Here is a 13,146-nt window from a genome sequence, read left to right on the forward strand (position 1 = left end):
CTTGATTTAAAGTAGTCTATCATAGTATCGATATTTGAAGTGATAATATCTTCATATGTAAAGTTATTTCTTAATTTAATCAAAGAATTTAAATTCTCTGGTGGGGCGTTTTTGAGGTTAGTATAAAAAACATCCGTTAAAGTATTATCTAATGTTTTTAACATACAATAGCTCAGTTTTTGTTTCCCTTAAAATTCGTATATGATCATTATTTATAGTCAATTCCATAGAAGATTTTTGTGGGTGTATTTATATTTCTTTTAATATTTTATGTAATAGTGATGAATATTTAAGAGCTTTTATTTGTTTTGATACTATAAAACAAAATTAAATAATTCTATATAGAGAAAGAAATCAATCATTAAATTGTAAAATATAAAATATAAATGATATAATATAATTATATCATTATGGAAGGAAGAATGTTCATGTGTAATAAGCTAGAGAGGGATATAAAAATAGCATATAAAAAATTGAAAGCTAATATATATTTTGATAAAACGCAGCTTCCTTTGAGAAATAAAATTGTCGATTTCGAATTGAATGATTTTGAAAAAAATATAAAAGAAATGAATGATGCCTTATTGGGAAATGATAAAGTATGGAATAAGTACCAAGAAAAAATTTTAAAATCTATAGATGTATTATTATTGCCAAAGAAACTATCTAAAGAAGATTTGCCAGAAGTAATTTTTAATACTAATGAAAATGATATAGTTATTGATAAGCCGCAATTTTTTATAGATCTTGATGTTACCGGACATATATTGGGGGTATTGTGGATTTTATTCATTGGTCGCTTCTTAGATGATGATATGTATGAATATTCATATGGTAATAGATTAAGAAGAACTTTAGTAAATAATGAACTAATGAATGAAGAAAATAATATAACTTTTTCTCCCTCTTTATTTCAACCGTATTTTTCACAATATGAAGATTGGCGAGATAAAGGTCTGAAATTAGCTAAAAATTGTTTAATTGAAAAGCAAGATGCATTAATATTGACTTTGGATTTTAAAAGTTTTTTTTATAATATAGAAATTACAAGTGAAGAATTTGATGCTTTTTATGATGGTAATGAAGAATGGAAAAGAAGGGTAAATTTATTCGTATTTAAAGTTATAAAACAATATTCGAAGTTAGTGAACAAAATTACAGATATGTATGTAGTAGATGGAGCAGAGGCATCTATATTACCAATAGGATTTTTACCATCAAATATATTGTCTAACTGGAGATTAAATCAATTCGATAGGCAGATAATAGATCGGTGGAATCCTGTTTATTATGGACGATATGTTGATGATATTATTATTGTTGATAAAGTAGAAAAAAATAGCTCCTTATTGAAAGAACAACCATCTAAAACAGATATAATAAAATATTATTTTTGCGGATGTAATGCGACGAAAAGTAGAGATAAAATTTGTCCAAATGATAATGAACTTTTTATCTGTAAAGATGAAAAAAATGTGTATTCTGTCAATAGGAAGTTTTTAAACAATACAAAGTCACATATTTCTGTTCAAAATGATAAGGTAAAAGTATTTTATTTTAAGCAAGGTGCAACAGAAGCTTTATTGACATGCTTTCAAACACAAATTGCACATAATGTTAGTGAATTTAGATTTTTACCTGATATAGAGTCAGGTTTAATTGGTAATGACTATAGTGAAATTTTTGATTTAAATAATAGTGGAAGTATAAATAAATTAAGGGACGTAAATGAAGTAACTTTAAACAAATTTGAACTGTCAAAATTTTTAGGTAAATATCTACGTGTTGGTGCAGTAATAGAAGACAAAAAAGAAAGCAAATTTGACAAAGATTTGTTAAATATTTTTGATAAAAGAATGTTAATAGAAAATTATGCATCTTGGGAAAAACTGTTCGAGATATTGGTTGTGAATAATAGAGTCAAAGATATTAAAAATTTAGTGAAGAAAATTTCAGAAGCCATTGGCAATGTAAAATTAAAAGATGAAAATATAAAATTAAATGAATATAGAAAGGGATTATATACAATTCTATATTCTTCTTTAAGTAGAGCCCTGGCTCTTTGTTGGGGAACTCATATTAAAGAGTTATTGACTGATCTTGAGCTTAATAAAATAATAAATTATAAAGCGAAAGAAATTACATGTTTAAGAAAATCTTATTGCTTAACTAGAATGGTAAATAAATATACTACGCCGTTACCAGTCGATTGTATCAAAGAAGAAGCATTTTGTGATTCTAGGAATGATAATTTTTATTTATATAAGCTTGATAGTATGATGAAAAATATTAAAGAGTCAAATTTTTGGGGAATTTTATCAGAAACTAATATTTTGAATAATTATATTTATTACCCATATATAGTGGCTCCACAAGAAATATCTTTTTCTTTAATTTGCAAAAAAATTGCTAAAAATAATAATATAGACAAACATGATGAATTATTGAAAAAAACAAATGATTTATATTTTTATTTAAATTATTTGCACCCAAAAGATTTAGATAGACCTATTATGACTAATGAAATTGAAGTTAAGAAAATAGAGAAGATAAAAAATGAAAGAGAAGACATTTTTGGAATTTTTGTAAATAGTACCAAAAGAAGTAAATTAAGAGCAGCTATTGGAAATGCCATTTTGAAAGAATCAGATGTAATATCGGCACTTTGTAATAAACCTAATCGTACATATGATAGATATAAAGAAGTCTCAAAATTGTTGAGTGACGCTATAAAAGAGGGGGCAGAATTACTAGTATTACCAGAGAATTATTTGCCATTTGAGTGGCTCCCGATACTTACAAGATTTTGTGCTCGAAATCAAATGTCGATAATTACTGGAATTGAGCATGTAGTTTCTTTAAATAATAACAATATTAATAGAGGTGTTGTTTATAATCTTACTGCAGTGATACTTCCTTATAGGCAAGAAGAATATAAGTATGCTCATGTTACATATCATCAAAAAGTTCATTTTTCTCCAAATGAATTAAGATTAATTAAGGGTTATAATTATAGGCCAATGGAAGGAAATGTTTATTGCTTATTTAAATGGGGGGATATATGGTTTTCATTATATTGTTGTTTTGAATTATCATCAATTAAAGCCAGGTCATTATTCCAATCTTATGCTGATTTATGTATCGTAGTTGAATGGAATCGGGATATAAATTATTATAGTAGTATAATGGAATCTTTTTGTAGAGACTTACATTGTTATTGCATTCAAGTTAATTCATCTGATTATGGTGATAGTAGAATTGTGCAACCTTCGAAAACTGAGATATTGAATATAATCAGAACAAAAGGAGGGAAAAATCGTTCAATATTAGTAGAAGATATAGATATAGATGTTATGAGAAATTTTCAAATTAAGGAATATGAATTGCAAAAAGACGATAGCATATTTAAGCCAACTCCACCTCAATTTGATAAAGAAATTTTGAAAATGAAAATGGAAAGAACTTTAAAGGATTATTTATGGAAATAATCCTTTAAAGTTCTAACACAAAAGCCGCTGAATATTGAACCGCCCCAGAGTTAATAGACACAAAATATAAAAGCCAATCATAGAATATCATTGATTTACTCCGTCTGACTCCGTTTTTACCTTTTGTTTAAAAGTATCAATGTAATGTATTGAAAGAATCTTGTTTTGACAGACATACAAAAGCTTTCAGTCGCAATTTATATTCTAAGATTGAAGACTTTTTATTTCAATGTCTATTTTTCAGACTTCTGCTCAATATTCAGAGCGGCTTTTCTAATTTTTAATATACGCTGGAGACAAAGAGGGCAGAACTATTAATATTATTTGTGTAAGTCTTATATTATAAATGAGGCCAGTCAGACAAAACGTATTGAATATATAATAGTTTAAATTATGTAATTGGAAGTGGAGTATTAATTTATAAAATAAACCTAGTATAATGGCGCTGGTATGGTATTATATGATATATATTGATGTTGACTAGTTATTTTGGAAAAACTATTTGTTGATATTTTTCGTTAAGAATATTTTCTATAGCGGATGTTCCTTTAAGTGGAAATTCAGAAAGAGCCCTATTTAAATCAATATCAGTGATAGGGATAATTAATCCTCTACCATCATTTAAAGTATCTGAGCAACGTTTCATAAAAGAATTACTTTCATCTAATGCTCTACATGTGAGAATACCAACGCGACCACGCCTTGGACTAAAACGTCCAGATAGTTGATCTAGTTCTGGGTTTTTTACTTCTCCCACATAGTTTTTACATTCAATAAAAATAAAAGGACAGTTTAAAGAAGAATCTTTTGTTGGTAAGTTAAAGAAGAATCCATTTGAAGAAGAGTTATTAAAAGTAATATCAATTCTTTTTCTGCCTTCATGAATAGGCGTTTCTTTTTTTGGTGTTGATAAATTTGGATAGAACAATAACTCTAGAATTCCTATTATTAAATTATGATAATTAGATGCTTCTGATGAGCCAGGGGAAAGAGTGGATAATTTATCTGAAAGATATTTGCAAATAGAAGTAATATCTAATGGGTTAGTTACATATCCGTCAATAGGCTGTAATTTGGTTGATGTTTGTTCTTTAAAATTTTTGAATATCTCTGGGTGCTGTTTGGTGAATTTAGCAAGATAATCTTTATCCATTGTTTCTTCGCTGTCTATGACACTTTTCTTTGTAACATATTTGGATTTATCTTTGCGTGTTCGCATTAATGCGGTTTGAAGGCGAAGATGTTCATTTTGAAGATAGTTTAAGACGAAGTGTTGTCGATATTCAGTAGGAGTATATTTATCAGAATATGAGACTATACGTTTAGGTACTAGTAATATTGGTTTATTATTTAGGATGAGTCGTTCTGTGTAATTGTTGTCCCAGCTTTTTGTCTTTTGATTCCAATACATTCCTGAAGGAATATTTGGGGTTAGTGGAATATTATGTAAAAAACATTGTTCTTTTGTATATTCAAGTAAATGAATTTTAATAATATTAGCAGTCATGTCAGACACTTTATCTTTATCAACATTCGGAACGAATATACGAAAGTCTTCAATATCTTCCATTACTCCAGTTTTTATTGCATTACTTTGCAAAAGCTGTTGGAATATCAAACTTGTATCTTTCGGCCCCATACCATGACCATTTGGTTTACCACGAGACATACCAAAACAAATATCATTATTTTCTCCTAAATATGAGAATAATTCTTCTGCTTCTTTCACGTCATTATTTCTTAAAAGTGCCAAAAGGAATTCAAAATATGATCTAATAGAGCTATCTGCTGTTATTGCAAAATCAAAATCGCATTTTGAAATATAGTATGGGTCTAAAAAGAGAGGTGTGTCTATTTCTGGATCTATATCAACAAAATCTAGCTCGTATTGAGTTTTATTCAATTTATAAATTTGGCTTATTTTCATGACCAAGACACCTCTCTAATATAATTATTTATTAAACATTATACCATGAAATATTTAAACAAACAAAAAGCCGCTGAATATTCAGCGGCTTCTTTACTTTCAATATAATGGTGGAGACGAAGAGGATCGAACTCTCGACCTTACGGATGCGAACCGTACGCTCTCCCAGCTGAGCTACGTCCCCACTACATAAAATATCTTACTCCTGCCGGCGCAAAATTACAAGTATATTTTTAGTTTCGGGGCTTACCGCTATGTATACACGCGCGCTTATTGACAACTTTTGCCGCTGGTGCTACACTTTAAAGTAATTTCATAAGTATTTGATCGATGATGAGGATTAGTAGCTTTGCCAAGCGGACCTCAGCGAGCCGGTGACAGTGCAAGTCCGGCGTTTGGCGGCAGGGTGAATGGACCTTTAAGATACGGCTTGAGCCCGCAAGGGGGTAGACGCCGTCGGGATGCTTCGCCCGTTACCAGGGAAGGGGATATCGGCCATGGCCCGTATCTTAGCGAGCGGACCTTAATCGGTCAAGCAGGGTGGTACCGCGAAAGTTGTGTCTTTCGTCCCTACATGGGGATGAAGGGCTTTTTTTATTGCCCGATTTGAAGGAGGCTTATATTATGGATAAAGAAAAAAATACCAGGCTGCCGTTGGTGGACCTGATCGAAGTTAAACCAATGCAGGACGGCTACCGCTGGGTAGCGATCACGGCGATGCTGTTTGCTATCGGTATCATCCTGCATACGGTCAGCCCTAATGTGGGCGGCGTGACGCCGAACTGGACGATCGCCATGTATTCTATCGTTATCAATCTGACGAATCCGACGCTGTCGCAGGCTGTGGGCATCGGTTTTATTGCGGGCATCACGCTGGTGCCGTCGTCGAAGTCGGCTTTTCCGCTGGGCAATATCGCCAGCGAGCTTTCGGGGGCGATCACCTGCTGCATCCTGGTCAAGGCGATGCTGCGCTGCGGTTTGGGCAAGTGGAAGCTGCGCCCCCTGGTGACGGGATTTTTGGCAACTATGGCCAGCGGCGGTGTGTTTACTTTCATTTTAAAGATCGTTCTGGGCTTGCCGCTGCATGTCTGGCTGTATGCCATGCTGCCGGTGGTGGCGATCGTGGGCGCGCTGAACGGCATGATCACCTTTTTGCTGTTCGGGCCGGTGCGGAAGCTGTTTTTTGTGCAGGAGGACGATGAATGATGGAGAGCGTTATCAGGCTGGAAAATTTTTATTTTGCTTATAATAAATCGGAACTGGTGCTGCAGGATATCGACCTGGAGATCAAAAAGGGTTCGTTTACGGTGGTGGCCGGCCCCAGCGGCGCGGGCAAAACTACTTTGTGCAAGGCGATGACGGGCATCGTGCCTTTTTATATGGGCGGGCGTTACAGCGGCGATGTGCAGGTGCTGGGCGAATCGACTAAAGGCCGCCGGGTGTCGGATATCGCGATGCGCGTGGGACTGATGCTGGAGGATTACGAAAGCCAGCTGGTTTCGCTGACCGCGGGCGAGGAAGTGGCTTTCAGTTTGCTGAATCACGGTTTTGCGCCGGAGGAGGTGGCGGAGCGTACCCGTAAGGCTTTGGAGGACGTGGGTCTGCCGGGGCGCGAGAGTTATCAGCTGGACGAGCTGTCGGGCGGGCAGCGCCAGCGTTTGCTGCTGGCGGCTACTTTGGCTGTGCATCCCGAGATCATTGTGCTGGATGAGCCGGTATCGGCGATGGACCCGGACGGGGCCCATTCGCTGTATGAGCTGTTATATGCGATCCATCAGCGTTACGGCACGACGATCATCGTAGTTGAGCACCGGGTGGACTATCTGCTGCCTTATGTGACGGACATGGTAGTGCTGAAGGAGGGGCAGCTGGTAACGGCTGATACCTTTGCCGCTGCGGCGCGGACGATGTATGAGGACGAGGAGCTGCGTCCGCTGGTGCCTGCGCTATGGCAGGTGAAGCTGGGCGTCGAGCGCCGTTTCGGTATCACTTTGGGCGAGTGGCGGACTGAGGCTGAGGCGGCTGCGGAATTACAGCTGCTTGGTTTTGAAGGGGGGAACGCCTGATGCTGGAGGCTAAAGAGGTCAATTTTGCTTACCGCAGGGGTCTGCCGGTACTGAACGATATCGCCTGCACGATCGGTGACGGCGAGTTTGTGGCGCTTTTGGGCCATAACGGCAGCGGCAAGACGACGCTGAGCCGTTTGTTCATGGCGCTTCTGCATCCACGCAGCGGGCAGGTGCTGGTAGACGGCGAGGATATCGTCAATTATGAGCCGGCCGACCTGGCTGACAAGATCGGTTATGTATTCCAGAACCCGGATCTGCAGATTTTGGAAGATACGGTTTTTGATGAGGTGGCGTATGGGCCGAGGGCTAAAAAGCTGACGGCAGAGACGATCAAAAAGCAGGTGGAGGCAGCTTTGGCGGCTACGGGGCTGGCCGAGCTGGCGGGCGCGTATCCGCGTCTGCTGTCCTTTGGGCAGAAGCGGCGGTTGGGTGTGGCGTCGGCGCTGGCGCTCAATCCGCGTACTTTGATCTTAGACGAGATCACCAACGGTCAGGATGCGATCGAGAAAGAGCGGATGATGCAGTATTTGCAGACGCTGAACGAAGAAAAGGGGATCACGATCGTGTTGATCTCGCATGATATGGACGTGGTGCGCCGTTATGCGAAGCGGGCCATTGTCCTGAAGGACGGCGACCTGGTGTATGACGGTACGCCGACGGAGCTGTTCGGCGGTGCGTATGCTGTGGAGGAATGGGGCCTGCGCCGGCCGACGGCGGCTGCTTTGGCGGGCAGTCTGGGTTTTACGGCGGCGACACCCGAGGAGTTCTGCCGCCTGTTGGTGCGGAAAGGAGCTGAGGACTGATGCGGATCAGTGCGTTTACTCAAATCATTGTCACTGTCGCTGTGACGGCGTGGGTCTTTATCCTGCCGGTCAAGGCGGTGGCGACGATCCTGGTTTTTGAGCTGGCTTTACTGCTGTCGATCAAGCGCGACCGCATGACGATGGCGGCGATCGGAGGTTTGGCGGTGTTCACCGGGCTGATGATCCTGCTCCAGCTGCTGTTCGGTTCGCCGCTGGAGGTGGCGCTGACGGGCGGTCTGCGGATGCTGGTCATGACGATGGCGTTTTTGTGTATGCTGGCGGCGACGCGTATCCAGGATATTGCCCAGACGCTGGTGGACCGTTTCCACCTGCCCTGTGAATATGCTTTTATGCTGACGACGGCGCTGCGTTTCGTGCCTAATTTCCTGGCTGACAGCGAGATCACGCTGGATGCTCAGTCCTGCCGCGGTTATTCCAACCGGGGCAACTGCGTGAAACGCCTGCTTTCGTATGTCGTGGTCATCAGACCGCTGGTCATGCGGGCGGTGGCCAAGTCCGAAACGCTGGCGCTGAGTATGGAGCTGAAGGGTTTCGGCAGCAATACTTATAAAAATATGCCGCGAGAGCCGCTGGGAGCCGCCGATTTTATCGTGCTGGGATTGGTCGTGGTCCTGAGTACCTATCCGTTCTGGAAATGATGCCCGGCTGAAAATTTTAAATCATCCTGCAAGCAGCTGCTGCCTTAGAAAGGGCGCGGCTGCTTTTTTTGAGTAATATAATAATTTTATTGCCTAAAAGAATATAAATTACAGTTGATAAAAATAATAAATATGATAGAATAAAATCAGCAAAGTATATAAAAATATCGAACTATTTTAAATGTATGGATAGAAGGTGGCTGCAATGGTACAATCGGGTGATACTCTCGTTTTATCTTTAGCTGAATTACTGGGCGGCAAGCAGGTGGATACCGGAGTCATCGACAGGGCTCTGGCGGAGCTCTGTTCTGCTTTTGATTTTGACGGCGGGCTGATCTATGAATTGGACCAGTACAACCATCTGCATCTGAAAGAACGCTGTCTGCGTAAGGAACTGCCTTTGCGGGGCAGTTTTCCGATCGACGCGGTCGACGCTGCTTACCGCAGCTATCTGGCGCAGGAAACCTTTGTCTGGCTGGAGGGTGGACAAAAGAACAGTGCGGCTGAGAATGCTTTGCTGGAGCTGTTTGCGGCGCAGTCGCTGGTAGTGGCTTCAGTAGTCGATGAAACGCTGCAGATCTACGGGCTGCTGGTATTTTTACAGCAGTCGGCCCGGCCGGTGCCGCCGGCGGGCACGCAGCAGCTGCTGAAGACAGTGCTGTCGATGTTTGGCCGGTATATCGGGGTGCGGGTCTATCAGAACAAGCTGACTTTTGCCAAAAATTCGCTGGAAAGCATTTTGGATAATACGGGTATAGATATTTATGTCAACGATTTCCATACCCATGATATTTTATATGCCAACCGTTCTATGGCGGCCCCGTACGGCGGTATTTCGCAGTTTTTGGGGCGCAAGTGCTGGGAGGTGCTGTTCCCGGGTCAAAACGGGCCTTGTGCTTTCTGCCCGCAGCAAAAGCTGATCGATGAGAACGGTGAACCGACTAAGATCTATTCATGGGATTATCAGCGGCCTTTCGACGGTTCCTGGTTCAGGGTGTTCAGCGCGGCGTTCCGCTGGGTGGACGGCAGACTGGCCCATGTAGTGAGCAGTGCCGATATCACTGACAATAAGCGCAACGAAGCTTTGGTCGAGTATCTGGCCAATTATGATTCGCTGACGAACCTGCCGAATCGCCGGATGCTGGTGAAGGAGTGCGAGCGCCGGATCGACAAAACGCAGGAGGGCGGCGAAGGTTATCTGCTGTTTTTTGACATCGACGGTTTTAAAAAGATCAACGATACCTTTGGTCACGAAGCGGGGGACGAGTTCTTAGTGCAGCTGGGACAGTTCTTTTCCGGTATCCCGCTGCTGCATGACGCTATTTACCGCAACGGCGGCGATGAGTTCATCGCGATCATCGACGGGGATAAAACGGAAGCTAATATCCGGAATCTGGCCAGCTTTATCCATCGGCGGTTTGCCCAGCCCTGGCGGCTGAAAAGGGGCGAGGTGTTCTGCAATGTCAGTATCGGCGTGGCGCGTTATCCCGAGGACGGAAGGACGGCGGAGGAGCTGCTGCTCAAAGCTGATCAGGCCATGTACAAGGTGAAGAAAGCCGGCGGTAAGGGTGTCCTGTTTGGATATGAGCTGTAAATCTTAATAATAAAAGCCTTTATGACAAAGTCATAAAGGCTTTTTTATGTGCAGATCCTGATGATCAGTGGCGGTCAGTTTTGGCTGCCGCCAGGTAAAAGTCCAAAAACAGCTGGGCGGTGGCGCTTAACCGGTCTTTTTTGGACCAGAACAGCGTCTGTTCAAAATACAGTTCATCATCAGCCAGCAGCTGCTGCTGCAACCCTTGGGGGAAGTCGTCCCTGCCGCCGGCGGAAACGATGGCGATGCCGCTGCCGTCCTGCACGAAAGCGAGTGCGGCAGTATTGGTGGTGGCGATAAAGCGGATCTTGGGCATGAAGCCGTGCTTGAGGCAGGCTTTGCGCAGCAGGCTGTAGCAGCCGAAGTTACAGCAGACAGGGATATTCTGTAATTGTTTCGGCGTCAGCGGCTGCTGTGGGTCAAGTCCGCAGTTTGCCTGCGGACTGTAAACGGCGTAAAAATATTCTTTCTGCGTTTTGTGGGCGGCAAACAGCTGCGGTGACGGCAGCGGCGCGTTGGCAAAGGCAAAATCACTGCTGTTTTCCGCAATATGTCTGGTCTGGGCGCTGACGGCTTCTTCCCGGAACTGGAAGCAGATTTCGGGATAGGCGGCCGCAAAGGGACGCAGATAGGTGTTGATGAAAAAGGTGCTTTTGGCAGGCGAAACGCTGAAGCGCAGTGTGCCGGAAGCTTTTTTATTGAAGCTCTGCATATCTAAAAGGATGGTTTCTTCGGTGCGGCAGATCTGGCGGGCCTTGCCCAGGAAGGCTTCCCCGGCTTCGGTCAGGGTCAGCTGGCGCTTGCCGCGCGCAGTCTGGATCAGCTTGGCGCCGTAATAGTGCTCCAGTGTTTTGATCTGGGCGCTGAGGGCCGGCTGGGCCAGGGCCAGTTTTTTGGAAGCTGTGGTCAGGTTGCCTGTTTCGGCGACGGTGATAAAATTACGGTAAAATTCAAAATCCATAGCTCACCTCTAAAAAATATAAGAAATTCTTATTATAATAACAAAGAAATAGTATTTTACTTTTTTATACCACCATTCTACAATAAAAATAGTTTGAGAGCAAGAAGGGGATGGGGTTATGTACGGAAGTAAACGCAAGCGCCGCCTGCACAGCGTAGCGGTATTGCTGGGGCCGCTCAGCTTCGGCTTGACGATACTGCTGCTGGAATGGTTCTTTGGCTTCAAAGCGGCTGCGGCGCTGGGGACGACGGTCTGGATGGCGCTGTGGTGGATATTGCGGCCGGTCAATATTTCGGTGACGGCGTTCGTGCCGATCGGTGTCAACGCATTGTTTGACCTGATCCCGATGCAGCACGTTATCAGTCAGTATTTTTCTGAGATCATCGTGCTGCTGTTCGGCGCTGATCTGGTCTGCCTGACCTGGGCGACGACGGGACTCGACAAGCGGCTGGCGATCAAGACCCTTTGCTGTATCGGCACGTCACTGCGGCAGCAGATAGCAGTCTGGCTGCTGGTAGCGACGGTACTGTCCATCTTTCTGCCGAATGTGGTCGTCTGTACGATCCTGGTACCGGTAGCGGTATCCATGCTGCAGTTTATTGGCGAGGAAAACATCAAAAACAGTAAGCTGGCAGTGCCGATCCTGCTGGCGATCGTCTGGGGCGCGGGCATCGGCGGCTTCGGCTCGCCTTTGGGCGGGGCGGCGAACCTGGTGGCGATCAGCTATCTGGAGAAGCTGACAGGACAGGAATTTATGTATATCGACTGGGTGGTGCGTTTTCTGCCGCTTTTGGTACTGGTCCTGCTGCTGAATCTGTTTTTCCTGTTCCATTTGCCGGTGCCGGTAAAGCGCTTGGCTGGTACCAGCGAATATTTTAAGGAAATGTACGCGCAGCTGGGCACGATACGGCTGGGCGAAAAAATCAGCCTGGTGCTGTTTGTCGCGGCGACACTGCTGGCTTTTATCCGGCCGCTGTACGCCGGGTGGCTGCCGGCGCTGAAGCCTGCGTATGTCTTTCTGATCATGGGGCTGCTGGCCTTCACCTTCGAGGATGAGGACGGCAAGGCCCTGCTGACCTGGGAATTTGCGGAAAAGGGCGTTATGTGGGGCATGCTGTTTTTATTTGCCGGCGGCCTGGCTTTGGGCAGTCTGGTGACGGAAACCGGCGCGGCCCTGAAAATGGCTGAGGCGATCACGCTGCTGCCGCTGACTGGCGGTCTGGAAACGGTGTTTGCTTTTACGCTGTTTTCGACGGTGCTGACCGAGATTTCCAGCAATACGGCGGCCGCCGCCATTGCCGTGCCTGTAGTGCAGAGTATTGCGCAGGCGCTGGGGCTGAACCCGATCCCGTATTTGTTCGTGGCGATCGTCGCCTTCAACAGCGCCTATGTGCTGCCGGTATCGATCAGGGCTATCCCGGTCAGCTATGGGCTGGACCCGGCCGAGCTGTTTAAAAACGGGCTGCTGCTGTCGCTGTGCAGTGTACTGCTGATCACAGTCGTTGGTTATTTGTTCATCAGGTACTGGCCGTTGTTCTCTACGGTCTGAAAAGGGTCTGTCGCTCCCACTGCTGCATGGCGGTGGGATTTTTTTGTGCGGGCGCTGGCGGCACAAGGTTTGGGAAAGTATGAGCCGTAAAAAGCG

General features: G+C 43.5%; 9 protein-coding genes and 1 tRNA gene. 7 read left to right on the plus strand and 3 right to left on the minus strand.

Going from position 1 to position 13,146, the window contains the following annotated elements; genetic code table 11:
• The first annotated feature begins 428 nt into the window (after positions 1–428).
• Positions 429–3,488: a reverse transcriptase domain-containing protein gene (locus PFJ30894_RS03030; protein ID WP_125668996.1), complete on the plus strand. Its 3,060-nt coding sequence runs from the start codon at positions 429–431 to the stop codon at positions 3,486–3,488.
• A gap of 484 nt (positions 3,489–3,972) precedes the next feature.
• Here PFJ30894_RS03030 and PFJ30894_RS03035 read toward each other — a convergent pair whose 3' ends face one another.
• Positions 3,973–5,415 (minus strand): hypothetical protein, encoded by a 1,443-nt coding sequence (locus PFJ30894_RS03035; RefSeq protein WP_113077927.1) that lies wholly within the window; start codon positions 5,413–5,415, stop codon positions 3,973–3,975.
• A gap of 108 nt (positions 5,416–5,523) precedes the next feature.
• Positions 5,524–5,599, minus strand: a tRNA-Ala gene (locus tag PFJ30894_RS03040).
• Between the two features lie 440 nt (positions 5,600–6,039).
• Here PFJ30894_RS03040 and PFJ30894_RS03045 point away from each other — a divergent pair.
• The 5 genes from PFJ30894_RS03045 to PFJ30894_RS03065 all read left to right on the plus strand — a co-directional run bounded on the left by PFJ30894_RS03045 (position 6,040) and on the right by PFJ30894_RS03065 (position 10,540).
• The gene (locus PFJ30894_RS03045) at positions 6,040–6,621 is read left to right on the plus strand and encodes a tryptophan transporter (protein ID WP_046431081.1); all 582 of its coding nucleotides are present in this window, start codon (positions 6,040–6,042) and stop codon (positions 6,619–6,621) included.
• On the plus strand, positions 6,618–7,481 hold the full coding sequence (locus tag PFJ30894_RS03050) for an energy-coupling factor ABC transporter ATP-binding protein (protein WP_231997936.1): 864 nt from the start codon (positions 6,618–6,620) through the stop codon (positions 7,479–7,481). Before PFJ30894_RS03045 ends, PFJ30894_RS03050 begins: the two co-directional genes overlap by 4 nt.
• Positions 7,481–8,287, plus strand: coding sequence for an energy-coupling factor ABC transporter ATP-binding protein (locus tag PFJ30894_RS03055; protein WP_021718624.1), 807 nt, complete (start codon positions 7,481–7,483; stop codon positions 8,285–8,287). Before PFJ30894_RS03050 ends, PFJ30894_RS03055 begins: the two co-directional genes overlap by 1 nt.
• Positions 8,287–8,946 carry an energy-coupling factor transporter transmembrane component T gene (locus PFJ30894_RS03060; RefSeq protein ID WP_125668997.1) on the plus strand — a complete coding sequence of 220 codons (660 nt, stop codon included), beginning with the start codon at positions 8,287–8,289 and terminating at the stop codon, positions 8,944–8,946. The genes PFJ30894_RS03055 and PFJ30894_RS03060 overlap by 1 nt, the downstream gene beginning before the upstream one ends.
• A 205-nt stretch (positions 8,947–9,151) precedes the next feature.
• On the plus strand, positions 9,152–10,540 hold the full coding sequence (locus PFJ30894_RS03065) for a GGDEF domain-containing protein (RefSeq protein WP_125668998.1): 1,389 nt from the start codon (positions 9,152–9,154) through the stop codon (positions 10,538–10,540).
• Between the two features lie 64 nt (positions 10,541–10,604).
• Here the strand turns inward: PFJ30894_RS03065 and PFJ30894_RS03070 are convergent, their stop codons facing one another.
• Positions 10,605–11,501, minus strand: a complete 897-nt coding sequence (locus PFJ30894_RS03070; protein WP_125668999.1) for a LysR family transcriptional regulator — start codon at positions 11,499–11,501, stop codon at positions 10,605–10,607.
• 118 nt (positions 11,502–11,619) lie between these two features.
• Between PFJ30894_RS03070 and PFJ30894_RS03075 the strand changes: the two genes are divergently transcribed.
• A complete protein-coding gene (locus PFJ30894_RS03075) occupies positions 11,620–13,050 on the plus strand; it encodes an SLC13 family permease (protein ID WP_046431090.1) in 1,431 nt (476 codons plus the stop codon).
• Positions 13,051–13,146: the final 96 nt, after the last annotated feature.

This window comes from Phascolarctobacterium faecium (assembly GCF_003945365.1).
Classification (GTDB): Bacteria; Bacillota; Negativicutes; order Acidaminococcales; family Acidaminococcaceae; genus Phascolarctobacterium; species Phascolarctobacterium faecium.